Below are 25887 nucleotides of genomic sequence, written 5' to 3' on the forward strand. Positions count from 1 at the left end.
CCGCCACCGTGGGGTTGAGAGCCGGTGGCGGGCTATGCGCCCCTGTTGGCCGGGGCCGCCTAGGTCACGCGATTTGCGAGGATTGTTCCGCCTGGCGGTCGAGGTAGTGAGCGAGGTCGTGCAGGTAGATCACGTGGGGTGCCTTCGCTGAGTTGTGCAGCTTTGTCAGCTTTAGTGGTATCGCCCCCTTGTTGACCAAAGCCCTGAAACGGCGGTCAGAACCGATGTGTGGGAAGTAGCGCTCTCGCACGGCGCTCAACGTAGGGCAGGGCGTCGTCCACTCGCTTCGCAGCTGATCCAAGGTGCTCATATGAGCTCCCCAAGACCCTCATGGCCGGGCTGGAGTTTTGCGCGCAGGGAGACGGCGAGTTGCTGTTTGTTTGGGGCAGTAACCGCTGCGCACACCTCACCCTGATCGTTGGTCACAACGGCTCCAAAGGGCAACGCTCGGTTAACGGTGCTGATCACATACGCTATCTGGCCGGCGAGCAGGACCTCATTCACGCTGTCTTGCGCCTCCAGCAGGGCGAGGGCCTCTTCTGACATCGCGCCAGAGTCAGCCCGGCCATTGGCCAGGTCTTGCAGGAAATCGCGCAATGACTGGCACTTGGTGGCCAGCCTGCGTGGGAGGGACAGAGAGCTGACAAGCGGCCCCATCGTCACTTTGATGTGGTGAGTTGTGCTGTCGTTCTCGACATAGACGAGGGCATCCAGCGACGTCTCGGGGCGTTGCAGTTTGCAGGTCGCGGTACCGCCATGCTCCAAGGTGCGCTCAAGCACCATAATCCGACGCAGGGGGATAGTGAACTCGCTCATTCAGCACCCCCAGTCGCGGGAACGGCTTGAGCGTTACCACGGGGAGTGGCAACGATTTGAAGGCCTGTGCGGAGCTGGAATGCCGCCACTTGGGAGGGGCGGTTGCAGGTCATCGGGTGCAAGTAGACCTTGCACGATGGAGTGTGCTGTGCGTTTGGCATGTCTGAACCTCAGTGAGAGAGAGGGTGTGGCTCAGACAATACTCAAACGAATTTTGAGGGTCAATACATAAACGTATTGAATTGTTCGAAGACGCCTAGAAAATCTCGACTTTTGAGACAACGACGCCACAGATCATTGCGTCGTCAGGTAACTCAATTATTGGGTCAGGCCAGGCAGGGTTGAGAGGCTTGAGGAATTGTCGCTGCCCTTCGATCACGAGCTGTTTGAACGTAGCTTCCTTGCTATCAGGTAGCTTGGCAATGACTAAGGAGCCGTTGTCGTACTCCTTTGCGGGGTCTACGAAAATGATATCCCCGTCCCTAAAAGATCGGCGCTCATGGGGATTGAACATTGACAGCCCGCGTACGCGGAGTGCGAAAGTAGAGCTGCTGTGGGAAACAGCGCAAGGAAGCCAAGTCTCTACGCTCTGCAGTTCCAGATCGTCCTGCATCTCGCACCAGGCACCAGCCTGTACCCAGGAAATCAATGGAACGAAGCCGCGAACCCTTGGGCCCAGCTCAACATTTGAATGCTGGCCAGGTGCCAGCGTTGGGTCATCCCCGCCTTTCCAGAGCCATTCGGTAGTGACCCCGAGGGCTTTTGCTAGCTTTTCCACGTTAGCTTGACGTGGGCTGGCAGAAACACCCGTCAGGATCCGGTGGATCGTGGGTTGTGGCACCCCTGATCTCCTGCCTAGTTCCCCTTCAGACCATCTCAGTTCCTGCATACGCTGTGCGACGCGGTTTCCTATCACGGCTTAAAGCTCTGATTCGTTAACGTATTGGAATTGTATTGCCTGCGTCAATTCGCTTGGGTATTATGATTTCAATTCGCTAACGCATCGGTGGGCGTCATGACTATTCAACAGATGCTTCAACAGCTGATCGACCTGGGGTTTTCCCAGCGCGCGATTGCTGAGCGGGTGGGGACAACCCAGCCAACTATTTACAGGGCGACAAGAGGGGCGGCGGTCCGCTACGAGGTAGGTAAGGCAATCGAACTGTTCTGCGAGGAACAGATGCAGATGGCCAGAGGTAAGCAGAAGTAAGAACGCTGAGCCAGGACTCTCACCTCCCGGCCCAGCTATGACAGCGCAAAGCACTATCACTCTCGTCGTCCGGCACCCTCTCTCACAAGTGAAGCCGGACGACTATTACCGCATGCCATGCCCGCACAGCACGCAAGGCACAGCACACAGGTCGTGGTCGTAGGATAGGTCTTACCTAACCCTGTGACTAGGCCGTAAACCGAGGATTTACGGTTATGAGTCGAATTGATCTATTGCCGGGCGCAGGTCCGGTCCTCACATTGCGACAGGCGCTCTACCGCGCAGGTCGTGACTATCACGGCGGTATCACCAGGTTGGCCTTCGACATGGGCCTGGAGGTGGACACGCTGCAGAAGAAGCTCCACCACAATGAGGAGCGCCGCTGGCCGACCCCTGATGAGCTGGAAGAAATCGTTCAGTGGACCTCAGACCCGCGGCTGCTGGATGCCCTGGTTCGTCCGGCGGGGGCGGTCTGGTACCGGCCAGAGCCGGTGCCAGCCACCAACGAAGCGCTGCAAGCTGTAGCCAAACTCTTGGATGAGTCCAGTCAGTTCGTGGGCAGTCTCCACGACGGTGCAGCCGACAACATATGGACGCTTGCCGAGGTGGTGGATCTTGAGAAACGTGGGATGGACGTGATCCGCCAGGTGCTCGCGATCATGGCGGGCGCTCGCCAGGCCATGGAGGACGAAGCTCATGGCTGACGCCGTTGATTTCGCCAACGATCATGCTGAGTACTTCCTGCAGCTGTCGTTGCAGCGCCTTGCGCGCCTTCCTGAAAAGCCGAGCGCGCAGTTCTGTGAGGATTGCGACGAGCCGATTCCGTTGGCCCGTCAGCAGTCGGTCGCGGGTTGCGAAACCTGCGTCGACTGCCAGGGGTTGCGGGAGCGCCGGAGATGAGCGGGCGCCCAACTCCTACCACAGCTGATTGGGCGCGGCGTTACATTGAAACCTTCAACTTGGCCCTGGTTCCGATCGAGCCAGGTGAGAAGGGGCCGAAGGGTAAGGGTTGGAACCAGCCCGGTCGCTACTTCACTGTCGCCGATGATGCCGAGGCGTTCTGGGCGAAGCGCCCGAGTCACAATCTTGGGGTGGTGCTCGGGCCTAGTCGCGTCTGCTCGTTGGACGTTGATGACGTCGAACTGACGCGGCAGGTCATGCAGCAGACGCTGGGGCTCGACGTTGACGCCCTTGCAGACGCATACCCGACCTCCGTGGGTAACCCTGAACGTTTCCGTGTGATGTTCCGCGTCCCCGAGGGTGTGGAACTGAGTCGCCACGCCCTGGTTTGGCCCAACAAGAACGACCCCGATGGCACCATCTACAAAGGGCTAATGGCGCAGGTCCAAGCAGCGGTAGACGCGGAAGATGCCGACCGCGAAGCGGCTTTCCGATTGGCGGCTGAGCCCTTCAAGAAAGTGACCGTCTTTGAGTTGCGGGGCGGCCTGGTACAAGATGTGCTGCCGCCTTCCATCCACCCTGGCACGGGTAAGCCCTACACATGGCGCACTGCGCCAGACGCTGGCGGCTTGCCGGAGCTCCCGCCCGAGCTGCTGGCGATCTGGCAGGGCTGGGACGAGTTCAAGCCCAAAGGGGAGGCCGTCTGCCCGTGGAGGCCGAAGCCGGCTATGCCCGCGGCTCGCCCAACGCCAAGGCCCTCACCAGCTGTTGCTCGCTCTGGTGACAAGCTCCCCGAGGTCATCCCGGAATTCAACCGCATCCATGACATCGCCACGATGATCGAGGCGCATGGCTACAAGCGCATCGACGGGAAGTGGTTAAGCCCGCACAGCAGCTCGGGGATGCCCGGGGTGACAATCAACGAGGACAAGCTCTACTCGCACCACACCTCCGACCCGCTGGCGAACGGTCACAAGAACGATGCTTTCGACGTGTACTGCATCCTTGAACATGGGGGTGACGTTCGTGCTGCTACCAAGGAAGCGGCACGGCAGCTCGGCCTGGGGGGGCAGTCCCGGGCACCTTTGCCGCCACCGTTGGGAGAGGCGAGGATGGTGCCCAGCGGCCCTCCCCGCGCCCCTTCCGGTGAGCAGGCGGCACCTGAAAGTGGATCCGTGCCTGTGTCTGTCGCTGCAGATTCTGAATCTCTTCCCCACGCCCCTTCTCGAGAGTGGCCGGATGATGATTTTCAGGCTGGCTCACACACACCTGGGGGCTCGGGGGGCTTTCGAATCAGCGAGCAGGAGTTGCTGCGCGACTTCGTGGTGATCTATGGCTCAGACGTTGCCTGGGATTGCGCCCGGGGACGGATGATCAAGCTGTCTGCCATTCGAGAGGCGGTAGGGCGGACCACGTACAAGTGGTGGCAAGAGAGTGAGCATCGCCGGATGGCGCAGGACGTGGTCTTTGACCCGACTGAGACCTGCAACCCGATGATGTTGAACCTGTTCGATGGGTTTCATGCAGAGCGGGATGAGCGCGGCCAAGAGGGATGCCAACGCATTCTCAAACACTTGGGGCTGCTGTGTAACAACCGCGCGGATGAGTACCGTTTTTTGTTGAAGTGGATTGCCTATCCGCTTCAGAACCCTGGCGCGAAGATGGCGACAGCCGTGGTGATGTTCGGGGCCGAAGGGCCTGGTAAAAGCCTGCTGTGGGAAAAGGTGGTGCGGGAGATCTATGGCGCGTACGGCACCACCATCGGGCAGGCGCAGTTGGAAAGTCAGTTCACGGGCTGGCAGAGCCGCAAGCTGTTCGCGCTGGCTGAAGAGGTGGTAAGCCGTGAAGAAATGCGGCACTACAAGGGAGTGCTGAAGCACCTGGTCACCGGGGAGACACTACAGATCAACGAGAAGAACATGCCGGTGAGGGAAGAGAAGAATCACCTCAATTTCGTGTTTCTTTCAAACTCCACGGTACCATTGGCATTGGATGATGGGGATCGTCGGTACCTGGTGCTGTATGTAGACCGGGTGCCACCTAAGGAGTACTTCGAGGCATTGGTGAGCGAGATCGAGACAGGCGGTATCTCGGCGTTCTATGAATACCTGATGAGCCTAGATTTGACGGACTTCAACCCTCATACCAAGCCTCCACTCAATGAGGAAAAGCAGGGACTGATTGATGGCAGCCTTCCCGCGCCACGATATTTCGTGCGCCGATGGCTCGCCGGGGAGACAGAGTTCCCAGTGACGAATGCTGTTACTCAAGATGACTTGTGGCGCGCGTTCTGTAAGTGGTGTGATGGCGCGAACGAGTTCAAGCGCCGACAGCGCGACTTCACGCAGGAGGCTGTGAGGGATTTGAAACAGGCACGCACCGACATTCGGTACCCCACGAAGGGGGATCAGTTCATCACCAAGCGGATTTATGTCACGCCATCATTCTTGGCGGAGAAGGGCGAGCTAGGGCGCGATTGGGCTGGCAAGGCCGGGCTGGAATGCCGTAAATTTACGACGGCTTTCGACCGCCCCGTATTGCCACCGCCGGGACCTTTTTGATTCCGACAATCCGACACTATTCCGACAACGTTCCGACAGTGCTTCGCCCAATGAAATCGGGCATTCCGACAATCAGACAGACTTTTTGAGAATCCTCATGTGCGCGTGCGCGCGCTCCCATACGTAAGGCTTTCTCAAAATACCTGTCTGATTGTCTGAATTAGATGCTAATTTATTGAATTTAAAGGGATTAATCATTCCGACAGAATTCAGACAAATGATCCGACATCAACCATAAGCGTAGGAAGGCTAAAAATGGCTGTTTACACCGTAGAGAATGGACAACTGAAACGTGTTGCTGAGGAGATGGAGCTGTACTCGGGACAGCAGTGGGGAAACATCTGCGATGGCGACGATTACTTGAAGACCATGGGCTTTCATCTCTGGGATGATGCGAAGGATGTGTACCGCCACTACCAGCGCTCGGCTGACACCTCCTTCAAACAACTGCCAGGGGTTCTACATGTCTTCGACGTTCAAGCCCATGATGACGTGATTGACTACATCCTGGTTGGCGATCACCTGCCTGACTACTTGGCCGTCATCGCGATGCTGGAGCCGATGTGTAATCGCAACGCCGCCCTGAAAAACGAAGTTGAAGCGGAGAGACTTTCCGGTCGCCGGAGCTGAGGGGCACTTATGCTTGCTGACGTCGAGATGTTGATGCGCCATTGGGCGGAACAGCGCGCACGTGTCGGACTGGGTTCCGGCTTGGGCAGCCAGATGGGCAGCATCATGGAGTGGAAGGGCGTCGCACCGCGCGGTGGAGCTTCAGGCTCCAGCATCTTGGTCGCAGGTGCTGGGCTTGATCATGCGGCGGCTGAAGTCGATGCCGCTGTGGCCGAACTGGAACGGCGCGACAAGCGTGGCAAGGTATTGGCTCGACTGGCGGTATTTCGCTATCTGCATGAAGCGCCCGTCCGAGAGCAGATGCGCCAGGTAGGTTTGGCCGAAGATGCGGACCGTACCTATCGCAACTGGGTTAAAGCGATGCATCTGCAGGTGCAAGGGATCCTGGCGGCGCGATCTGGCCCAGATCGAAGCCATACCGTTCGTCGGGTGCCAATGCAACATGCGTGCAACATTGATGCTACATAGCGCCCACATTGTGACGTACCGAAAATTGCCTCTTTTCGGTTTTTCCGGTCGGGGGTAAAAAGACGCCACGATATGAAAAGTGTGCTTAGGCGCTAAGTCAGAACCCCACCTCAGGTGGGGTTCTTCATTTCAAGTCTGCGCTTGGAATGGGAAATCCTTTTTTATAACGTCCTTGAGCCAATAAACGAATAGGACCATGCCGAAAAAGAAGTATGAGGCCGCGTTCCAGATATTCATCAGTAGAACAAGTATGTCCTGCCTAGTTGGTGCTGTGTCCAATTTTCCGAATGCGTAAATTTCCCAAATGTTCATTCCCGCGGTGAAGGCTGCGAGGAGCACGGGGAGGATCTTGGTTGAGTGCTCCCAAAGCCTTTTTAAGATTTTGCGCAGTTCCACGCGTTGCTCAGGCTTCAGTGCTACCCATGCGATCAGGGGTCCAAACACTCCACCGATCGAGCCCAGTGTGCTGAGTACAGTTAGAAAGCTATCCATCGCACCACCTCATCGAACTTATTGATAACAGCAGGATTTTGGAGCCTCGCATGACAAGTGAGCAACAAACGTTAGTAGAGATGCCCATCTGGATGGTGATAGTGCTGTCCTTGGTAGGCGGGGTGTCCGGTGAGATGTGGCGCGCAGACAAGGCGGGCGCACGCGGCTGGGGGCTAATGCGCCGGCTCGCGCTACGCTCGGGTGCTTGTGTGACCTGCGGCTTGTCGGCAAACATGCTGCTGTACGCCCTCGGGGTTTCGGTGTGGGCGGCGGCAGCGGTTGGTTGCCTAACCGCGATGGCCGGCGCCGATGTTGCGATCAACCTGTACGAACGCTGGGCCGCCAAGCGGCTGGGTCTGGCGCAGGTGCCGCCAGCTGGCACCGAGGCGGGCCAGTGACCCGCCCGGAATCCTGCGTGGGGCCGGGGACCCTGGCGATATGGCCGGGGTACGGGACCGGGAACCCGCGCCGACGAGCCGGCGGGCAGGGGTGGGGGTTGGTGAATTCTGGGTCCTCCCCCTGGGCCGCCCCCTACACGGGTGCGCAGACTCGCGGTTTCCCTGCAGCTGGAAATCTGGCAGGGATGTCCGTCTTTTCAAGGGCTTAGCGATGGGGAAGACAGTCAGCAAGCTTGAGCTGAGCGAGATCGTCGGGCGGGATGAACGCACTCTGAGCCGATGGCAGAACGAGGGCATGCCGGTGAACGAGTTTGGCGTGGGGCGCGGCAACGAAAACCAGTACGACACCCAGGCGGTGATCGAATGGCTGATGCGCCAGGCCTCGTTGAACGGCAAGAAGGAGTCCTCACGGGACCGGCTTGACAGGCTGCGCGGCGACCGCGAAGAGATCGCGCTGGCTCGGGAGCTGGGCGAGGTGGTGGTCGAGGCCGAAATGGTCGAGCGCTTCGAGGCGGTGATCACTGCCGCCAAGATCGAGTTGCTGAACACCTTCCCTGATGAGCTGGCGATGACGCTGACCGCCAAGTACGGCGTGCCGGTGGACAACCAGCTGATCCGCGATCCCATCGAATCCATACTGAGGAGGTTGTCCGCGTATGACGAGGACGACGATCTCGCCGGGGATCCTGACGAGCCAGACGACGAGGAGGGCTCTGAAGAAGACGGCGAGTAAGGCTATGCGCCGCGTCTGCCGCAAGTGGGCGCCGCCGCCACGCATGTCCATCATCGAATGGGCTGACCGGTTCCGCTGGCTGGCCCCCGAGGAGTCGGCGGCACCAGGTAAATACCGATTCGACAAAACGCCACACCTGATCTGGCCAGGCGGCCCGCTCGAGGCGCTGGATGATCCAAACGTCACCGAGATTGTGGCGCGTAAGTCGGCCCAGGTGGCCTGGACGTCGGGCGTGCTGGGGAACGCCCTGGGCAAGTGGATCGATCTCGATCCGTCACCCATTCTGGTCCTGTTCCCCAAGGCAGAAGCGGCCAAGCAGTACGTGGCCGAAAAGCTCGAACCGATGATCCAGGCCACCAAGCGCCTGCGCAAAAAGGTCGACCTTCGCAGCCGCAAACTGCAGCAGCGGCAGGACTTCAAGCGGTTTCCTGGCGGGTTCCTAAAGATGGTCGGCTCCAACAGCCCGGCCAGTGTGAAGTCGACACCGGTGCCACGGGTTGCCATCGAAGAACCCGACGACTGCAACCTGAACCTGCGGGGGCAGGGGGACAGTATCAAGCTCGCCAAGGAACGTCTGAAGACGTTCTTGCGGTCGAAGATCATCATCGGCGGCACGCCCACCATCAAGGGCCTGTCGGCGATCGACGCTGAGCTTGAGCTGTCAGACAAGCGCGTTGGCCTGATCCCCTGCCATGGTTGCGGACAGCTGCACACGCCTAGCTTCGAGCATTTGCACTGCGACGAAGACCAGCACTACTTCCACGAGGTGTACGGCAAGCGGCGCCCGGAGACGGCGTACTACGCCTGCCCGCACTGCGGCGAGATCTGGGATGACCACCAAAAGAACGCCAACCTGGGCGACCCTCGCTGCCGCTGGGAGGCGACGGCCGAGTTCCGCGGCATTGCCGGCTACATCATCAACGAGCTGTACGCCACGTTCCCCGGCTCCCGCTTCGAAGTGCTGATGGAGAAGAAGCTGCAGGCTGAGTACGCCCAGCGGCAAGGGAACATCGGCCCGATGATCGCCTTCACCAACAGCTCGATGGGTGAGAGTTACGAGTACAAGAGCGACGCGCCCAAGACCGACGAGCTGGAAAAGCGCGCCGAGCCTTACGCCGAACTCACTGCGCCAAAGGGTGTGCTGCTGGTGACGGTGGGTGTCGACGTCCAGGGCGATCGCCTCGCCGTGCTGTTCACGGGCTGGGGGCGCGGGGAGGAGTCCTGGCGGTTGTACTGGGGCGAGCTGCCCGGCAACCCTATCGATCCCCACGACCCGGTGTGGACCGAGTTGGACAAGATGATCGCTACACCGATCCCGACCGACAGCGGCGCTCAGATCGCCGTGTCGGCGGTGAGCATCGACAGCTCTGACGGTAACACCAGCGACGCGGTGTACACCTACGTTCGAGATCGTCAGCGCTTCAACATCATGGCGATCAAGGGCGCCTCCATCGACAGCCGGGATCGGGAGATCTTCACCAAGCCGGCCCAGTCGGCGGACACCAGCCAGGACAACACCAAGGCCTCGAAGTACGGGCTGCGGGTGTTCATCGTCGGCACCCACAAGGCCAAGACGCTGATCGATGGCCGGATGAAGCTCAAAGGCTCAGGACCAGGGCGCATGCACTGGTACAGCGAGATCCGCTCGGACTACTACGAGCAGGTGACCAACGAGGTCTTGGCTCCGCACCCGCGCAACCCAAGCAAGATGGTGTGGCAGAAGAAAGCCGGCCGGCGCAACGAAGCGCTGGACTGCGAGGTGTATGCCTTGCATGCGGCTCGCAGCCTCAAGACGCACCTGCTGCGTGATCACGAATGGGACCAGCTGGAGCAGCAACTGCTGCAGCCCACCCTCTTCACAACTGAACAGGCGGTGGCGCCGGTTCCTCGCCGGGCTGTCACGCGCGGCCGGGGCACGCGGAGCCGCGTCCACTAACCGAGGTCACCATGACTGATGCACAAAAACGCCTCGCAGAGGTCCGGGCGGCGATCTCGCGCGTCCTGAAGAATGGCCAGCGCCTGCGTCGGCAGGATCGCGAGGTCCAGCTGGCCGAACTTAGCAGTCTACGGATGCTGGAAAAGCAGTACGCCGACGAGGTCGCCCGAGAGCAGGCCGCTCTCTTGGGGCGTGGCCGCAACCGCGTTTCGTACGTGGGGATTTGACCATGTGGCCGTTCAGTAAACGTGAGTCGGCTGCCGAGCAGCTGATGACCGAAGCCATTCGGGTCGCCAGGGCGTCGGTCGAGGATCAGCAGATTTCGGCACAGGGCGGCGGCGGTGGGGTTGAAACCCGCTGGCGCGGTGCGTCGCGCGTGCTTCGAAGCATGGCCAGTTGGCTGCCTGGTCTTGGTAGTCCACGGCGCGACTTCAACCAGAGCGAGCGCCGCACGCTGGTGGCGCGCTCCCGCGATGCCATGCGCAACCACCTGGTAGCCCGCGCGGCCATCACGCGGTTGCGCACCAACGTGGTGGGAACGGGGCTGGTCTGCCGGGCGCAGGTTGACCATGAGGCGCTGGGCATTACCGAAGAGGACGCCGAGCAGCTCAATGGCCAGCTGGACCGGTTGTGGTCGCTGTATGCCGATGACCCGCGTGAGTGCGATGCAGAAGCAACGCTCAACCACTACCAGCTGCAGGCCCTGGTGCTGGTGTCGTCGATGGTGGCGGGTGACGTATTCGTCGCTAGCCCGGACCAAGAGCGACCCGGATGCCTCTTCAGTACGCGGTTGCAACTGATCGAGTCCGACCGTGTCGGCAACCCCAACAGCGGCCTGGACCGTGTTGACCTGGTGGAGGGTGTCGAGTTCGACGGCCTGGGCGCGCCGGTGGCGTATCACGTGTGCACCGGTTACCCCGGCGAGCACCTGCAGGGCAAGACGCTGCAGTGGGAGCGGTTGCCGGTGTTCGGCACGGAGACCGGACGGCGCCGTGTGCTGCATGTCATGGCTGACAAGGAGCGGCCTGGACAGAAGCGCGGGGCACCGTACCTGTCACCGGTGCTGGAGCCGCTGCAGAAGCTGGAGCGCTACAGCAGCGCCGAGCTGATGGCGGCGGTGATCTCGGCGATGTTCACCGTGTTCATCAAGAAGAGTGACGGCTTCAACCCCGGCAACCTGCCGATGTCGGCGCTCAGCGAAGAGCAGCCCGGCGGCGATGACACCTCCGACGGTGCGCTCGCCCTGGGCGAGGGCGCCATTGTCGACCTCGGTGTGGGTGAAGAGCCGATGGTGGCCAACCCCAGCCGGCCCAACGCTCAGTTCGACCCGTTCTTCACCGCGGTGGTGAAGGAGATCGGGGCCGCGCTGGAGCTGCCGCTGGAGGAGCTGCTGTTGCACTACAGCAGCAGCTACAGCGCCGCCCGCGCCGCCATGCTCCAGGCCTGGCGGTTCTACAGCCTGCGCCGCTGGTGGCTGGCCTGCGACTTCTGCCAGCCAAGCCGCGAGCTGATTATCGATGAAGCCGTGGCCAGGGGGCTGATTGACCTGCCTGGGTACAGCGAGCCCGCCAAGCGCAAGGCGTATTGCCAGGCCCTGTGGATTGGTCCGGCGCGGGGCGCGATCGACGAGCTGAAGGAGGCCAACGCCGCCGGCAAGCGCATCGAGATCGGCGTCAGCAACGAAACGCTGGAGACGGCGGCCATGACCGGCGAGCCCTGGCAGCAGGTGATCCGTCAGCGTACCCGCGAAGTCGCGTACCGCCGACAGCACAACATGCAGGCGTTGCCCAAGGGCGGCCTTGAAAACACGCCAGATCCCGAACCCAAAGAGGAATAGAAATGCCTCGAGCACTTGAGCTGGCTGCCTCGCAGCCCTGGCTGATGCTGCCCGACGCCTTGGACAACCTGCTGACCATCTCCGACCGCATGGGCGATCCGGTGGCGCTGGCGACCAAGCGCGGCGAGCGGCTGGAAGAAACCCGGCGCGTCACCATGCGCGGCAACGTGGCGGTGGTACCGGTCACCGGGCCGATCTTCCGCTACGCCAACCTGTTCACCGAAATCAGCGGTGCCACCAGCACCCAGGTCCTGGCCACCGACATTCAGCGTGCCCTGGACGACCCCAAGGTCAAGTCCATCGTGCTGAACATCGACAGCCCTGGTGGCGTCGCCTCGGGCATCAACGAGCTCGCCGAGATGATCTACGCGGGCCGCGCCCGCAAGCGCATCGTGGCTTACATCGGTGGGATGGGCGCGAGCGCGGCCTACTGGATCGCCTCGGCGGCAGGCGAGATCGTCATTGATGAGGCCAGCTTGGCCGGCAGCATTGGCGTCGTCGTCGAGGCTGTGGTCGAGGACGACAAGAAGGCCGGGCGAGCCCGCTACCAGATTGTCAGCCGCAACGCGCCGAACAAGCGCCCTGACCTTGGTACCGAAGAAGGGCGCGCGAAGGTAGGCGAGACCATCGACGCAATGGCCGAAGTCTTCGTGGGCAAGGTTGCCCGCAACCTCGGCGTGTCTGCCGAGAAGGTGCCCGAGATGGGCGATCACGGCGGCATCCGCGTCGGTGCGGACGCCGTCAAGCACGGCCTGGCCCACCGTACGGGCTCGCTGGAATCCCTGATCACCGAACTGGCCAAGCCGGCCATCAACTCCCCAAGGATACACACCATGACCACCGTCAAGACCACGGCAGAGCTGCGCACCGCGATTGCAGCGGGCACTGACCCCAACACCATCGAGATCGCCCAGGCCGAGCAGGTCGACACCGCGGCGATCCGCACCGAGGCCACCACGGCCGAACGTGACCGCATCAAGGGTATCAACGCCCTGGGCGTCAAGGGCTTCGAGAAGGAGATCAGTGCGGCGATCGACGACGGCACGTCCGTAGAGGTCACGGCCCTGACGCTGCTCAAGGCTTCGCAGGATCGCGGTATCTCGCTGGCCGGCATCAAGAGCGACGCCCAGGGTGTTACCGGCACTGCTCCACCTGCCGGCGGCAAGGAGGGCGAGCGCAAGGTCGCCGTCAGCGCAATCGTTGCAGGCGCCTCGCGCCGCTAACTAGGAGGTTCCAATGCCAAACCCTACCCGCAGTTCCTACCTGCCGAGCCAGCTTTCGGCGGGCGACTTCCCCATCGTGATGGATACCGGCCTGATCGCCGCCGGCCAGAAGCTGACCCGTGGCGCGGTACTGGGCCAGATCACGGCCAGTCATGAGTACGTGCTGTGCAAGGCGGCGGCCGAGGACGGCTCGCAGGCGCCCTGCGCGATCCTCGACCAGGACGTCGACACCACCGACGGCACCAAGAGCACGCCGATCCGCCTGACCGGCCAGGTGCTTGGCAGCCAACTCACCTTTGGCGAGGGCTTGACCCTGGCCGCCGCGAAGGCCGCCCTGCGACCTCTGTGCCTCTTCATTCGCTGATCGGAGCAACCATGACTGACATCTTTGACACCCTCACCATGCTGGAAGCCATCGAGCAGATGCCGACGCCGCGGCGCTTCCTGATGGACACCTTTTTCAACGCTGCCAATCCCGAGACCTTCGGCACCGAAGCGGTGACCATCGACATCGTGAAAGGTAAGCGCAAGATGGCGCCGTTCGTTCATCCAACCCTGCCGGGCAGCGTATCGCAGCGCGGCGGCATCAGTTCGTCGACTTACAAGCCACCCTACATCCAGCCAAAGCGCGCAACCCAGGCAGAGTTGATCCTGAAGCGTGGTGCGGGCGAGACCCCGTTCTCCACCCGCACGCCACTTGAGCGTGCAGGCGAGCGGCTCGGCCGGGACCTGGTCGAGCTCGACGACGAGATCACTCGGCGGGAAGAGTGGATGTGCGCTCAAGTGCTGACTACTGGCCGTCTGCGCGTTGTCGGTGATGGTGTGGATGACACCATCGACTTCCTCATGGAGGACACTCACAAGGTCACGCTGGCCGCAGGGCGCTGGAACACCAGCGATTCTGACCCGATCGGCAACCTGCGTCAGTGGCGTCGCCTGATTGCCAAGGACTCGGGGCGCTCCGCCAACGTGGCGGTGTTGAGTGCTGAAGCGCAGGACTCCTTCCACAACAACGATTCGGTGCTCAAGCAACTGAACAACCGTCGCGTCGACCTCGGCTTGATCAAACCCGAGTTGCTGCCGGATGGGGTGACCTACCTGGGCTACCTCAACGATCCGGGCATTGACCTCTACGCCTATGACGAGTGGTACCTGGACGACGAGGACGGCGAGAAGCCCATGGTGCCAGCCGGTGGCTTGATCCTGGGTTCTACCGGGACGCGCAACGCGATGCTGTACGCGGCGATTCAGGACATGGAAGCCATCGAGAGTGGTCTGGTCGAGGCGTCTCGCTTCCCCAAAAGCTGGGTCACCCAAGAGCCTAGCCAGCGTTGGCTGAAGGTGCAGGCCGCCCCGTTGGCTGGTCTGCTGGAGCCGAACGGCTTCCTCTTCGCCAAGGTGGTGTGACATGGCCAAAGTCGAATACGTGGTGGTGGATGGCTGCATTCAGGACGGCGGCAAGGTCGTGAAGGCGGGTGAGGTCTTCGTTCCGTCTTCGGCTGCCATCCGCGAGCTGCTGCTTGAAGAGGGGGCCATCGTTGCTCGCGGCAAGCTGAGTACCGCTAGTCGTTCCGCTGGTCGTTCGCCTTCGGCGGGGCCGCCCGCTCCGGCCCCTGCTCCAGCCCCTGGCCCGGATGCTGGTGGTGGTAACCCGGACGAGGAGGAAGAAGAGGAAGAGGAAGAAGACGAAGACGGGGAGGCCTGATCATGTCCTTTCGCGAGAGCATGTCGGACATGGATGAATCCCTGCTCGAGGAGCTGGGCGACGAGGTCGAGATCGAGGGCTTCCCTAAGCCGGTGTCTGGGTTCATGTCGGTACCGTGGCAGCAGCCCCGGGTCGGCTCGATCAACACCGGCCTGCGGCAACCCGTCTTCTCGGTGCGCGTAGCCCAGGCCAATGGCATCAGGGAGGGGCTGCACCTGGTGTGCGATCTCGCCCCGGCAGATGGCGGTGGACGGTATGTCATCGCCAAGCGGGAGCCAGATGGTAGCGGCTGGATCAACTGTGCCCTGCGGGAGGTGAAATGAGCGTTGGCAGCTATTACAAGCAATCCGGCAGCACAGGCCTGATCACGCTGCAGGCCAACCCCCGGCAGGTCAAGGGGTTCGAGCAGTTCGCCGGGCTGGTGCCCAAGGCGGTCGCCGCAGCGGAGCGGAGAGCTATCAACAAGACGCTGCGCTGGCTGCAGGGGCACGTCGCTCGTTCGGTGGGCCAGCAGGAGCGCATTGCCGTCAAGGCGGTGCGGCAGCGCCTGCGGGCCTACAAGGCCGGTAGCAATGGCCAGGGCAAGTTGTGGTTCGGTCTCAATCCGATCGAGGCCAGCCGGGCTGGTCGGCCTCGGCAGACCCGTGCGGGTGTGTCTGTGGCAGGGCGTCGCTATCAAGGCGCGTTCTACCGCCAGGTGTATGGCAGCAAGGCCGATATCTGGATCCGCACGGCGAGCAAGCACTTTGACCCAGGCGACTACCCCGACAGCGAGGTCTCCAAGGCTGGCGGGGCTAGTTCTGGCTGGATCGCGGAGAACGACAGCCGTTTCCCCCTGGCCAAGGCCAAGATCTCGCTGGAGGACGTCAGGCCTCACTTCGAGTCATGGACGAACAAGGCCCACCAGCGCCTGCTGGTGGTGATGGAGCAGGAGTTGAACTTCGAGATGGTCAAGCTTACACGGAGGGTCGGAAATGGCTGACGATCCAATCCCCCTGGCCAGGGTGTACGCGGCGATGGAAGAAGCCATCACGCAGGCGATACCGGGACTGCGCTATGTGGGCACGATGCCCGGAATGCTCACCGTCGTTGATGTGCCGGCGGTGGTGATCGAGCTCGCGGGGTTCGACGCTGCAGAGCGTGACCCTGGCACGGGGGAAGTGGCGGTTGAGGCTCGCTTCGAGGCGCGGCCCATTGTTGGCGTCGAGGACGAAGATCACCTGCACGTTGTGGCGTTCATTGCTGCACAGCTGGTTGTGCTGTTACGGCTGCAGACCTGGGGCATTGAAGTCGAGCCTGCACAGTTCGTCCGGGCGGAGCGGGACTGGAGTCGCCCCGAGTTGGACAGCATGGCGGTTTGGGTGGTCGAGTGGACGCAGATCATCTACCTCGGCGAGGAAGAGTGGCCCTGGCCAATAGAGCCGCCCGGCTCGTTGGTGCTGAAGGTCGGCCCAGACGCTGAGCCCGTCAGCCCGGAGGAACTGTCATGAGTTACGCATCAGCCATGCACGACCGGATGCTGGCCAGCCTGGTGATCCCCTGCCGGGTGGTCGCCGTCGACCTGGTCGCCGCGATGGTGCGGGTGTCGGACGGCAGCGGCTGGACCAGCGCCTGGGTCCGCTGGCACAGCCAGGCCGCTGGCAAGGCACGCCACTGGCGGGCGCCGAGCCTGGACGAGCAGGGCGCGCTGATCAGTCCCAGCGGCGAGCCTGCCCAGGGCACGTTCGTGCCAGGGCTGTACGGCAACGCCGGCCCGGCGCCGGACAACCGCGACCATGTCGAGGTCTGGCGTTTCGACGACGGTGGCTCCCTGGTCTACGACTGGCAGGCCCACAGCTACACGATCGAGCTGCCCAGCGGCACGGTTACGGTGAAGGTCGGAGCCTCCCAGGCGGTGCTGACGGACGACGCCATCACGGCCCAGTCCTCGAGCATCACCGCCCAGGGCGACACGATCACGCTGACCGGCGCGGTCACGATCAACGGAACACTGGTGGTCACGGGTGACATCAACGGCGGGGGGCGGATCATCGACACCGCCGGCAACACGGCAAACCACAAACACTGACCACAGCCCGCCTAGTGCGGGCTTTTTCATGCCTGGAGGAAAGCATGGCCAGAACACAGAGAGCGCCTGAAGAGGGCAGCGAAGCGGCGCCGCTATCGCGCGGGCCGGTGACATTCATCGATCAGGAGTACACCCGCCGCAAGTTGATCCTGCCCGACTGGGTGGAGCTTGAGGTGGTGCAGGGCCAGGTCACGATCAGCGGCGAGGACGCGGTGGGCCTGGCCTACATGCGCAACCGGTCCGACTTCAGGGAAGCCTGACCGTGATCGGAATGGATCGTCGAACGGGCCAGCCAGTCTCCGGCCTGGGGCACCTGCGGCAGTCCATTGAGGACATCCTCACTACCACGGTAGGCAGCCGCCGGATGCGCCCTGAGTACGGTTGCCAGTTGCGCCGCTACGTCGACCTGCCGGTGAACGAGGGCTGGAAAAGTGCGGTGCAGGCCGAGGTTGCCCGTGCCCTGGGCCGATGGGAACCGCGTCTGCAGCTGGAGCGGGTGCGGGTGCTTGCGGTCATTGACGGCAAGATCGACCTGCAGCTGACCGGCACGTACCTGGGCGACAGCGCAGTTTTGGAGGTGAGTGCATGAGCGTAGTGGATCTGTCGCAGCTCCCGGCGCCGCAGGTGCTGGAGGGCCTTGATTTCGAAGGGGTGTACGACGAAGAGCTGCAGCGCTTTCGCCAGTACATGGGGGACAAATGGGACGCGCTGCTTGAGAGTGACCCGATCACCAAGCTCCTCGAGCTGGGCGCCTACCGGCGTATGCAGAACCGGGCGCGGGTCAACGACGCGGCCAAGGCCCTGATGCTGGCCTATGCACGCGGCGCTGACCTTGACCAGTTGGCTGCCAATGTGAACCTGCAGCGGTTGGTGGTGCAGGCCGAGGATCTGAATGCGGTGCCTCCGATCGAGCGCGTCCTCGAGGCTGACGACGCGCTGCGTGAACGCGTGCAGTTGGTCTATGAGGGCCTGACCACCGCCGGCCCGAGGAACAGCTACATCCTGCATGCACGCAATGCCTCCGGCCGGGTGGCTGACGCGACAGCCGAGAGCCCGGCCCCGGCCGAGGTGGTGGTCACGGTGCTGGATCTGGAGGGCATGGGCGTGCCGCCGCCGGAGCTGCTGGAGACGGTGCGCGCGCACCTGAGCGACGACGATGTGCGGCCGGTGGCGGACCGTCTTACGGTCCAGGCTGCCGAGATCCTGCCGTATCGAGTCGAGGCCGTGCTGTACAAGGCTGGCGCGGGGCCGGAGAACGAAGCCATCCTGGCGGTGTGCCGGGCTCGGCTGCAGGCGTGGGTTAACCCCCGGCGTCGCTTGGGCCTTGAGGTTTCGCGGTCGGGGATCGATGCCCAGTTGCACATTGACGGTGTGAGCCGCGTGGATCTGGTGGGGTGGACGGACATCCGCCCCACGAAGGAACAGGCAGCCTGGTGCGAGGCGATCGACGTGGCATGGGGTAGCTGACATGAAAAGCCTGCTCCCCGTGAACAGCACCCAGCTGGAACGCGCCGTCGAGGTCGCCACGGACGAGCTGACCGACATTCCCCTGCGGACCCTCTACAACCCCGACACCTGTCCGGCGCACCTGCTGTACCAGCTGGCCTGGGCCTGGTCGGTGGACCGCTGGGACGATGGCTGGTCCGAAACAGTGAAGCGCTCGGTGATCCGCTCCGCGTTCTTCGTGCATGCCCACAAGGGCACGATCGGCGCGCTTCGGCGTGTTGTCGAGCCGTTCGGTTACCTCATCGAAATCAACGAATGGTGGCAGCAACAGCCGCGAGGAGTGCCAGGGACTTTCGGGCTAAAGGTGGGGGTTTCGGACGAGGGTATCGATGAAGAGACCTATCGGGAGCTCTCGTCACTGCTGGATGACGCCCGGCCCGTGAGTCGGCACCTGGTCACCCTGGAGATCAGTCTGGAAACCCGAGGCAGCTTCTACTTGGCCAGTTCGTTGAGCGACGGCGATGTGCTCGACGTCTACCCGCCGGCACAGCGCGACATAGATGTTTCCGGCGTCATCAGGCGCGGGGGACGTGAACACACAATCGACACTCTGGACATTACACATGGTTGACCAGAACTCGCAGTTCTTCGCCATCCTCACCAACGTGGGCGCGGCGAAACAGGCCAATGCGGATGCGCTGGGCATTCCGTGGAAGATCACGCAGATGGGAGTGGGCGATGCCAACGGTGCCGACCCGACGCCGAGCGCAGCCCAGACACGACTGATTAACGAGTGGCGCCGCGCGCCCCTGAACCTGCTCAAGGTGGACGACAAGGACGCCTCGGTTATCGTGGCGGAGCAAGTCATTCCGGCTGATGTGGGCGGCCACTGGATTCGCGAAATTGCGTTGTACGATGCCGACGGCGACATGGTGGCGGTGGCCAATTGCGCGCCGACTTACAAACCGTTGCTCAGCCAGGGCTCGGGGCGCACCCAGGTGGTGCGCATGAACCTGATTGTCAGCAGCTCCAGTAATGTGCAGCTCAAGATTGACCCGTCGGTGGTGCTTGCGACTCGGGAGTATGTCGATACGGCAATCTTGAGCGTATTGCCGAAGAACAAAGCAGCCGGCACGTACACGAAAGTCACGATAGATGAGCGGGGGATTGTGCTGCAGGGGGCCAACCCGACAACGCTCGCCGGGTTCGGCATTCAAGATACGTACACCAAGACGGCCATTGACAACCTGCTGTCGTCCAAAGCGAACAATCAGGACGTATATTCCAAGGTTGCTGTTGATTCCGCGCTATCTGGTAAGGCAAACAACGCCATCACGCTGGCCGGTTATGGCATTACCGATGCTTACACCAAAGTTGAGATCAACACGGCCCTGTCAGGCAAGGCCAACAAAGCCAGTACCCTGGCCGGCTATGGCATCACCGATGCCATTCCGAATGTAAATCCGCTGCCTTATGGAAGTTATGACCTGCATGGAACTAACTACGCGTTCGTTACTTCGCAGCTTGAGTCAAGCGTCTGTCAGAACGCCTATTGGGATGGGGTTGATTGGAAAAAACACGATACCTCGAAAGTCTCGATAGCGATCAGTGCGCACTCCGGTAGGGCGTATGTGAGAACTTGGGCTGTGGGTGCTCAGGCCTATACGTCGTCACAAATCCTCGATACCAGCATGGAGGCCAGCATTCCTGACCTTGATGCTGGCGTGACACCCGCGAAGTGGGTCAGTGTTGCCGGCCTTGCTTACTATGTATCTTCCAAGCTGAAAGCCGCGAGCGAGACGATTGCAGGCTATTGCCGTTTCGCTACTTTGAACGAGGTGGTCACTGGCGCCTCTGGCTATCTTGCGGTGGCGCCTGCGTATTTGGTCGCCGGATTCTCCTACACCTTTGGCGGCAATGGCTTTATCAAGTTTCCCACCTGGCTGGGGGGATTCATGATCCAGTGGGCCTATAGCGACGAGTCAAGTTCGGCGACTGACTATCGGTATTTCCCGGTGCCGTTTCCTTCTGTTGTGTTCGGTAGTTGGTTGCAGCTCGGCGTGGACACCATCAATGGCTTTGCTGGGAGCTACGGGACGATTGTTCAAGTGGTCGACAATACCCGTTATGCCTGGACCGCTGGCGGAACGTTCGGCGGAGGCGGCAAGGGCTGGATTTTCGCGATTGGAAGGTAGGGCGATCTAATGAATCAAATTATGAAATTTAGTATTTCTACGGGCTGTTTCTATAGCTCTCGTATTCACAAAGATATTCCTTCGGATGCTATTGAAGTGGCGGAAGCTGAATATCAGTTACTTGTGACCGGTCGTAACTCAGGTCAAGAAATAAAACTGAAGAACGGCCAGTTGACGTTGGAGTATACGGAGGAGTTCAAAGAGGCACGCGAGCGTGGTTGGCGAGCTAACACTCTTTTGAGTATCCAGTGGATCAGGGACCGGCATCGTGACCAAGTCGAACTGGGTGTTGCCACGACTATCACGGATGAGCAGTTCAATGAACTGCTAGCGCACTTGCAAGCGTTACGCGACTGGCCGCAGTCGGAACAGTTTCCCGAGATTGAGCATCGGCCTATCGCGCCGCCCTGGATCGCCGAACAAACCCAATGACGGCCCGCACTGACGGGGCGTTTTCTTTTCCGTTGTACCCCAGGCCCTGCGATGCGGGGCCTTTTCGCATCTGGAGATTTTTATGAGTGGCTTTTTCCACGGCGTTACCGTAACGAACGTCGACACCGGCGCGCGCACCATCGCGTTGCCGTCGTCCTCGATCATTGGCCTGGTCGACACCTTCACCCCTGGACCCGGTGCAACGGCCATTGCGAACGACCTGGTGATGATCACTAGCGAGCGCGAGGCGGTTGCCGCCTTCGGTGAGAACGCGGCAATCACCAAGGCCTGCCGTGCCATCTACAGCCGTGCCAAGGCGGTGATCGTCGCGTGCGGCGTGGCCAAGCTCGAGGACGCCGCTGAACAGACTTCGGCGATCATTGGGGGTACTAAAGCAGGCGGGCAGCGCACCGGCCTGCAGGCGCTGCTCGACGGCAAGAGCCGGTTCAACGCCCAGCCTCGGCTGCTGGTCACTCCCAAGCACAGCGCCACCCAGGCCGTCGGTACCGCCCTGGTGGCCCTGGCCGACAAGTTGCGCGGCATCGCCATTATCGACGGGCCGAATACCACCGACGAAGCAGCTGTCGCGTATGCCGGCGAGTTCGGTGCCAAGCGTGCGTTCCTGGTCGACCCGGGCGTGCGGTTCTGGGATACCGACGCGAGCGCCACGGTGGACGCGGCCAGCTCGGCCTGGGTGGCCGGACTGTTCGCCTGGACCGACCGCGAGTATGGGTTCTGGGCATCGCCCTCGAACAAGGAGTTCGTCGGCATCACCGGTACATCGCGGCCCATCGAGTTCCTCGACGGCGACGAGACCTGCCGCGCCAACCTGCTGAACAACGCCAACATCGCCACCATCATTCGCGACGACGGCTACCGCCTGTGGGGCAACCGCACCTTGTCCAGCGATCCGAAGTGGGCCTTCGTCACCCGCGTGCGGACGATGGACATCGTCATGGACGCAATCCTCTACGGCCACAAGTGGGCCGTGGACCGCTCCATCACCGCCACCTACGTCAAGGACGTCACCGAGGGCCTGCAGGCCTTCATGCGCGACCTGAAGAACCAGGGCGCGATCATCAACTTCGAGGTCTTCGCCGACCCCGAGCTGAACACTGCCAGCCAGCTGGAGCAGGGCAAGGTGTACTGGAACATCCGCTTCACCGACGTACCGCCTGCCGAAAACCCCAACTTCCGCGTCGAGGTCACTAACCAGTGGTTGACCGAAGTCCTCGACGCCAACGCATAAGGAGCGAACCCCATGGCGATGATTCCCGAAACACTGGCCAACCTGAACCTGTTCGTCGACGGCGTCAGCTTCCAGGGCGACGTGCCCAGCCTGACCCTGCCCAAGCTCACCCTGAAGATGGAAGAGCACCGCCCGGGCGGCATGGACATGCCGATCGAGATGGAGCAGGGCATGGAGAAGCAAGAGGCCGCTTTCACCACCACCGGCGTTCGCCGGGAGGCGCTGAAGTTCTTCGGCCTGGCCGACGGCACCGCCTTTAACGGCACCTTCCGTGGCGCCTTCAAGGGCCTCAAGGGCAAGGTCACCCCAGTGGTCGTTACCCTGCGCGGCGCGCTGAAAGAGGTCGACATGGGCGACTGGAAGCCGGGCGACAAGGCCGAGATCAAGCACAACGTCGCGGTGACCTATTACAAGCTCGAGGTCGACGGGCGCCTGATCTACGAGATCGATGCCCTGGGCATGAAACGGGTGATCGACGGCGTTGACCAGCTCGCCCAGCAACGCCAGGCCCTGGGCCTTTAACGCATTCACAGACAAGGACAACACCCTATGAGCAAGAAGATCCCCGCTTACCTGCAGGTTGAAGCCGACCGCGTCATCGTCACCCTGAGCAAGCCCGCCGAGTGCAATGGCGTGCAGGTGGACAAGTTGAGCCTGCGGGCGCCGACAGTGCGCGACATCCGCGCGGCACAGCAGCTCACCAATGGCGACGACGAGCAACGCGAACTGAACCTGTTCGCCTCCCTGGCCGAGGTCGGTGTGAAGGACCTCGAAGGCCTGATCCTCAAAGACTATGCCCGCCTGCAGGCCGGTTATTTTCGTTTGGTGCAAGACGACGAACTTTGACCCGCGATCCCAGAAGCAGCTGGCCAAGCGGCTAGCGAAGGAGCTGGGTTTCTCGGCGGACGAGATCTCGGCGATGTCGTGGATGGACATCGTCTGGTGGCTCACGGATTGAGCCTGCAGGAGGGTAACGCATGGCAAAGCTGGCGATCGCACTGGAAATTGGCGGGGCCGTTGCTGCATCGCTTGGTTCGGCATTCGGCACTGCCAAGGGGCATATCAAGAGGCTTGAGGAGAGCGGCAGCCGCGCGAAGGTGTTGAAGAACACCATCGGCGAGACGATCAAGCTCCGGGAGGAATGGAAGAAAGCCCACGACAGCGGCTCGGCGGCGGCCTCCGGGCTGCTGCGGCGCCTCGACGGCAATCTCAATGCGTTGAAGAAACAGGGTATCGAGGTCGGCCGGCTGTCCAAGGAGTACCAGCGACTCGGGCGCGAGGCGAAAGCTGCAGATCTGCAGCACAAAGGCCGGCAGCAGATCGATGCGGGCAAGTCGTCGCTCAAGTCCAACATCGGTGCCACCGTGGTCGGCGCCGGTCTGGCTGCGTTCCCGACGAAGATCAGTGCGGACTATCAAGCGATCATCCGTGACATCGCGATCAAGTCGGACATCGTCAACAAGCCGCAAGAGGCCCAGCTCAGCCGGGCGGTAATCGATACCGCGCGTGATACCGGGATGTCGCGTAACGACGTGGCGGACCTGATCAACCAGCTGGTCGGCGCCGGTATGGAGGTGGACAAGGCCATGGCCTATGCGCCGACGGCGGCGAAGTTCGCTATCGGTCAGGGTGCATTGGGCGTCGACACGGCGGCGATGATTCAGGCGCTGCAGCAGAACGCAAAGATCACCGATCCGAAGGTCATGCAGCAGGCGCTGGAGGCCATTGCTTACCAGGGCCAGGCCGGTAGCTTTGAAGCCAGCGACATGGCGCGCTGGTTTCCGCAGCTGTTGGCGGGCATGGAAAAGGGTGGTGTCACGGGGTTGGATGCCGTCACCTCGCTGGGTGCAATGCTGCAGGTGCAGATGAAGACCGCCGGCAGCTCCGACGAAGCGGCGAACAACTTCAAGAACTGGATGGAGAAGATCGGTGCCGGCGACATCCAGAAGAACTATGAGAAGGTCGGGATCGACTACCAGAAGTCGCTGAACACCGGCTTGCAAAAGGGCATGAACGTCTTCGAGGCGTCCATGGGCCTGGCCCTGCAGTACGTCGAGAAGACCGACCCGAAGAAAGCCCAGGCAATGAAGGAAGCCCAGGCCAAGATCGACAAGGAAGTCGACCCGGAGAAGGCCACGGCGGCCCTGGCGGCCTTGGAGAAAAGCCTACGTACTGGCGATGTGTTCGCTGATCAGCAGGTCAAGGCAGCCCTGACGGCCTACGCGCAGAACCGAGGTCTGTACAACACCCTCAAGGCCGATTCGGCTGATGCGAAAAAGGTAGGGGGCATCCTCGATAAGAACCTGGCCGAGCGTCGGGAGACGTCCAAGCAGCGGTGGGGCGAGCTGGGCCAGGCGGTGGACGACTCAATGCGTAGCATCGGCGATGCGATCCGCCCGGCCACTGACCTGCTGGCAACGGGGTTGACCAAGATCGTCCACGGCATCACCGACCTGTCGGATAAGTTGCCTGGACTGGTCATGGGCATCGCGGGTGTTGCTGCGGCGGTAATGGCGTTCCTCACGGCCCGCAGCGCGGTCAGGGTCGGGCGCGGGGTGTTCAACCTCGCACGGGGCCGCAGGATGGGGCGTGGCGCCGGTGGCGAGGGGGAGCTGCCGGAGACGGGCAATCCGGTGGTCGATGCTGGCCTCGGCGCGTTAGGCAAGGTGTTCGGCGCGGGTGCTGCGAACGATGATCGTGGTGCCCTCGCGAGCGATCCGCAGCGTGTGTTTGTCGTCAACGCCAAGGACCTCGGCGGGTTTGGCTCATCGGCCGGCGAGGGTGAGCCGGGTGGTCGACGGCGCCGCCGGCAGCAGCGCAGGGACCGGGGTGGGCCTGCGCCGCGTCGATCTGCTCCTACGGGGGCTGTTGGCCGAGTCGCTCGAGCCGGGGTTGCGACAGGTGCGGCGGCCGTAGGTGGTGCGACGGCTGGAGCGGAGGTCGGGCGGATAGGCCGGATGATGGGTGCCGTCGGCAAGGTGTCGAAGGTGGTCGGCAGGCTCCCAGGCGGGAAGGTCCTCGATGCGGGCATGACCGTGGTCGAGACGGCCATGAACGCAAAAAACCAGGACGAGAAAGCCGAGGGCTACGGCAGCGCGGCGGGCGGGTTGGCCGGTGCGCTGGCGGGCGGTGCTGCAGGTGCGGCGCTCGGTTCTGTTGTACCGGTCTTGGGCACGGCGATTGGTGGAGCCATCGGTGCTGCGATCGGCGGCCTCGGCGGTGAGGGCCTGGGTGGCTGGTTGGGCAAGAAGCTGTTCGGCGAGGACGAGCAGGTGGCGAAGGCCGACAAGGACAAAGCCGCGCCAGGGGATGTCGCGCGATCGATCGCAGCTGCAGCGCCCGCTCCCACGGCGCCCGTTGTGGCCCAGGCGCTCGAGCAGGCCAAGCCGAAAGCGGACCCGCCCAAGGTCGACCAGCAGTTCTCCTACATGCCCAACATGCCGATCACGGTGCAGGGTGACGTCAAGGATCCGCAGCAGGTGTTCCGCTCGCTCGAGGGGATGATCCGCAACAGCTGGGAAACCTGGTCACGGGAAAACCTGGCTCGCCAGGCCGCTGGTCAGCTCTTCGATCAACCTCACGTTTAAG

General features: G+C 62.2%; 33 protein-coding genes. 29 read left to right on the top strand and 4 right to left on the bottom strand.

Annotated elements, in window-relative coordinates; all coding sequences use genetic code 11:
• Positions 1 to 64: 64 nt before the first annotated feature.
• From ABZO33_RS04800 to ABZO33_RS04810, 3 genes are all read right to left on the bottom strand, one after another.
• The gene (locus tag ABZO33_RS04800) at positions 65 to 310 is read right to left on the bottom strand and encodes a pyocin activator PrtN family protein (protein ID WP_414535047.1); all 246 of its coding nucleotides are present in this window, start codon (positions 308 to 310) and stop codon (positions 65 to 67) included.
• On the bottom strand, positions 307 to 816 hold the full coding sequence (locus ABZO33_RS04805; protein WP_414535048.1) for a hypothetical protein: 510 nt from the start codon (positions 814 to 816) through the stop codon (positions 307 to 309). The genes ABZO33_RS04800 and ABZO33_RS04805 overlap by 4 nt, the downstream gene beginning before the upstream one ends.
• A gap of 256 nt (positions 817 to 1072) precedes the next feature.
• Positions 1073 to 1732 carry a LexA family protein gene (locus ABZO33_RS04810; RefSeq protein WP_414535049.1) on the bottom strand — a complete coding sequence of 220 codons (660 nt, stop codon included), beginning with the start codon at positions 1730 to 1732 and terminating at the stop codon, positions 1073 to 1075.
• A 99-nt stretch (positions 1733 to 1831) separates the two neighbouring features.
• Between ABZO33_RS04810 and ABZO33_RS04815 the strand changes: the two genes are divergently transcribed.
• The 6 genes from ABZO33_RS04815 to ABZO33_RS04840 all read left to right on the top strand — a co-directional run bounded on the left by ABZO33_RS04815 (position 1832) and on the right by ABZO33_RS04840 (position 6585).
• A complete protein-coding gene (locus tag ABZO33_RS04815) occupies positions 1832 to 2026 on the top strand; it encodes a hypothetical protein (RefSeq protein ID WP_414535050.1) in 195 nt (64 codons plus the stop codon).
• A 215-nt stretch (positions 2027 to 2241) separates the two neighbouring features.
• Complete coding sequence (locus tag ABZO33_RS04820) at positions 2242 to 2730, top strand: phage regulatory CII family protein (protein WP_414535051.1); 489 nt, start codon at positions 2242 to 2244, stop codon at positions 2728 to 2730.
• Positions 2723 to 2926, top strand: coding sequence for a TraR/DksA C4-type zinc finger protein (locus tag ABZO33_RS04825; protein WP_046856368.1), 204 nt, complete (start codon positions 2723 to 2725; stop codon positions 2924 to 2926). Before ABZO33_RS04820 ends, ABZO33_RS04825 begins: the two co-directional genes overlap by 8 nt.
• A complete protein-coding gene (locus tag ABZO33_RS04830) occupies positions 2923 to 5487 on the top strand; it encodes a bifunctional DNA primase/polymerase (RefSeq protein ID WP_414535052.1) in 2565 nt (854 codons plus the stop codon). Before ABZO33_RS04825 ends, ABZO33_RS04830 begins: the two co-directional genes overlap by 4 nt.
• Before the next feature lie 255 nt (positions 5488 to 5742).
• Positions 5743 to 6117, top strand: a complete 375-nt coding sequence (locus ABZO33_RS04835) for a hypothetical protein (RefSeq protein ID WP_414535053.1) — start codon at positions 5743 to 5745, stop codon at positions 6115 to 6117.
• 9 nt (positions 6118 to 6126) lie between these two features.
• Entirely contained in the window at positions 6127 to 6585 is a 459-nt protein-coding gene (locus ABZO33_RS04840) for a hypothetical protein (protein WP_414535054.1), read from the top strand.
• Positions 6586 to 6714: 129 nt separating this feature from the next.
• On the opposite strand, the gene ABZO33_RS04845 is transcribed toward ABZO33_RS04840, so the two are convergent.
• The gene (locus ABZO33_RS04845) at positions 6715 to 7077 is read right to left on the bottom strand and encodes a hypothetical protein (RefSeq protein ID WP_280093029.1); all 363 of its coding nucleotides are present in this window, start codon (positions 7075 to 7077) and stop codon (positions 6715 to 6717) included.
• Between the two features lie 50 nt (positions 7078 to 7127).
• Here ABZO33_RS04845 and ABZO33_RS04850 point away from each other — a divergent pair, with 50 nt between their 5' ends.
• From ABZO33_RS04850 to ABZO33_RS04960, 23 genes are all read left to right on the top strand, one after another.
• Positions 7128 to 7475 (top strand): phage holin family protein, encoded by a 348-nt coding sequence (locus ABZO33_RS04850; protein WP_414535055.1) that lies wholly within the window; start codon positions 7128 to 7130, stop codon positions 7473 to 7475.
• Between the two features lie 211 nt (positions 7476 to 7686).
• Positions 7687 to 8208: a terminase small subunit gene (locus ABZO33_RS04855; protein ID WP_414535056.1), complete on the top strand. Its 522-nt coding sequence runs from the start codon at positions 7687 to 7689 to the stop codon at positions 8206 to 8208.
• Positions 8209 to 8212: 4 nt separating this feature from the next.
• Entirely contained in the window at positions 8213 to 10144 is a 1932-nt protein-coding gene (locus ABZO33_RS04860) for a phage terminase large subunit family protein (protein WP_414535057.1), read from the top strand.
• Between the two features lie 11 nt (positions 10145 to 10155).
• Positions 10156 to 10371 (top strand): hypothetical protein, encoded by a 216-nt coding sequence (locus ABZO33_RS04865; RefSeq protein ID WP_186713655.1) that lies wholly within the window; start codon positions 10156 to 10158, stop codon positions 10369 to 10371.
• A gap of 2 nt (positions 10372 to 10373) precedes the next feature.
• Complete coding sequence (locus ABZO33_RS04870; RefSeq protein WP_414535058.1) at positions 10374 to 11981, top strand: phage portal protein; 1608 nt, start codon at positions 10374 to 10376, stop codon at positions 11979 to 11981.
• A 2-nt stretch (positions 11982 to 11983) separates the two neighbouring features.
• Positions 11984 to 13204, top strand: coding sequence for a S49 family peptidase (locus ABZO33_RS04875; RefSeq protein ID WP_414535059.1), 1221 nt, complete (start codon positions 11984 to 11986; stop codon positions 13202 to 13204).
• A gap of 13 nt (positions 13205 to 13217) precedes the next feature.
• Positions 13218 to 13568, top strand: coding sequence for a head decoration protein (locus ABZO33_RS04880; RefSeq protein WP_414535060.1), 351 nt, complete (start codon positions 13218 to 13220; stop codon positions 13566 to 13568).
• Between the two features lie 11 nt (positions 13569 to 13579).
• A complete protein-coding gene (locus ABZO33_RS04885; RefSeq protein ID WP_414535061.1) occupies positions 13580 to 14611 on the top strand; it encodes a major capsid protein in 1032 nt (343 codons plus the stop codon).
• A gap of 1 nt (position 14612) precedes the next feature.
• Positions 14613 to 14909, top strand: a complete 297-nt coding sequence (locus tag ABZO33_RS04890; protein ID WP_414535062.1) for a hypothetical protein — start codon at positions 14613 to 14615, stop codon at positions 14907 to 14909.
• Between the two features lie 2 nt (positions 14910 to 14911).
• Positions 14912 to 15232 (top strand): hypothetical protein, encoded by a 321-nt coding sequence (locus ABZO33_RS04895; RefSeq protein ID WP_414535063.1) that lies wholly within the window; start codon positions 14912 to 14914, stop codon positions 15230 to 15232.
• Entirely contained in the window at positions 15229 to 15891 is a 663-nt protein-coding gene (locus tag ABZO33_RS04900) for a hypothetical protein (protein WP_414535064.1), read from the top strand. The genes ABZO33_RS04895 and ABZO33_RS04900 overlap by 4 nt, the downstream gene beginning before the upstream one ends.
• Positions 15884 to 16399, top strand: coding sequence for a hypothetical protein (locus ABZO33_RS04905; RefSeq protein ID WP_414535065.1), 516 nt, complete (start codon positions 15884 to 15886; stop codon positions 16397 to 16399). The genes ABZO33_RS04900 and ABZO33_RS04905 overlap by 8 nt, the downstream gene beginning before the upstream one ends.
• Positions 16396 to 16977 carry a phage baseplate assembly protein V gene (locus tag ABZO33_RS04910; RefSeq protein WP_414535066.1) on the top strand — a complete coding sequence of 194 codons (582 nt, stop codon included), beginning with the start codon at positions 16396 to 16398 and terminating at the stop codon, positions 16975 to 16977. Before ABZO33_RS04905 ends, ABZO33_RS04910 begins: the two co-directional genes overlap by 4 nt.
• 44 nt (positions 16978 to 17021) lie before the next feature.
• A complete protein-coding gene (locus ABZO33_RS04915) occupies positions 17022 to 17237 on the top strand; it encodes a hypothetical protein (protein WP_414535067.1) in 216 nt (71 codons plus the stop codon).
• 2 nt (positions 17238 to 17239) lie between these two features.
• Positions 17240 to 17566: a GPW/gp25 family protein gene (locus tag ABZO33_RS04920; protein ID WP_110604271.1), complete on the top strand. Its 327-nt coding sequence runs from the start codon at positions 17240 to 17242 to the stop codon at positions 17564 to 17566.
• Entirely contained in the window at positions 17563 to 18444 is an 882-nt protein-coding gene (locus ABZO33_RS04925) for a baseplate J/gp47 family protein (protein WP_414535068.1), read from the top strand. Before ABZO33_RS04920 ends, ABZO33_RS04925 begins: the two co-directional genes overlap by 4 nt.
• Position 18445: 1 nt before the next feature.
• Complete coding sequence (locus tag ABZO33_RS04930) at positions 18446 to 19054, top strand: phage tail protein I (RefSeq protein ID WP_414535069.1); 609 nt, start codon at positions 18446 to 18448, stop codon at positions 19052 to 19054.
• Positions 19047 to 20618 carry a phage tail protein gene (locus ABZO33_RS04935; protein ID WP_414535070.1) on the top strand — a complete coding sequence of 524 codons (1572 nt, stop codon included), beginning with the start codon at positions 19047 to 19049 and terminating at the stop codon, positions 20616 to 20618. The genes ABZO33_RS04930 and ABZO33_RS04935 overlap by 8 nt, the downstream gene beginning before the upstream one ends.
• A 21-nt stretch (positions 20619 to 20639) precedes the next feature.
• Positions 20640 to 21050 carry a phage tail protein gene (locus ABZO33_RS04940; RefSeq protein WP_414535071.1) on the top strand — a complete coding sequence of 137 codons (411 nt, stop codon included), beginning with the start codon at positions 20640 to 20642 and terminating at the stop codon, positions 21048 to 21050.
• Positions 21051 to 21132: 82 nt separating this feature from the next.
• Positions 21133 to 22299 (top strand): phage tail sheath subtilisin-like domain-containing protein, encoded by a 1167-nt coding sequence (locus ABZO33_RS04945; protein WP_414535072.1) that lies wholly within the window; start codon positions 21133 to 21135, stop codon positions 22297 to 22299.
• 12 nt (positions 22300 to 22311) lie between these two features.
• The gene (locus ABZO33_RS04950) at positions 22312 to 22821 is read left to right on the top strand and encodes a phage major tail tube protein (RefSeq protein WP_414535073.1); all 510 of its coding nucleotides are present in this window, start codon (positions 22312 to 22314) and stop codon (positions 22819 to 22821) included.
• A 27-nt stretch (positions 22822 to 22848) separates the two neighbouring features.
• Complete coding sequence (locus ABZO33_RS04955; protein ID WP_414535074.1) at positions 22849 to 23145, top strand: phage tail assembly protein; 297 nt, start codon at positions 22849 to 22851, stop codon at positions 23143 to 23145.
• Between the two features lie 131 nt (positions 23146 to 23276).
• Positions 23277 to 25886 carry a phage tail tape measure protein gene (locus ABZO33_RS04960; protein WP_414535075.1) on the top strand — a complete coding sequence of 870 codons (2610 nt, stop codon included), beginning with the start codon at positions 23277 to 23279 and terminating at the stop codon, positions 25884 to 25886.
• Position 25887: the final 1 nt, after the last annotated feature.

The organism is Pseudomonas sp. CAM1A (genome assembly GCF_047501685.1).
Lineage (GTDB): Bacteria > Pseudomonadota > Gammaproteobacteria > Pseudomonadales > Pseudomonadaceae > Aquipseudomonas.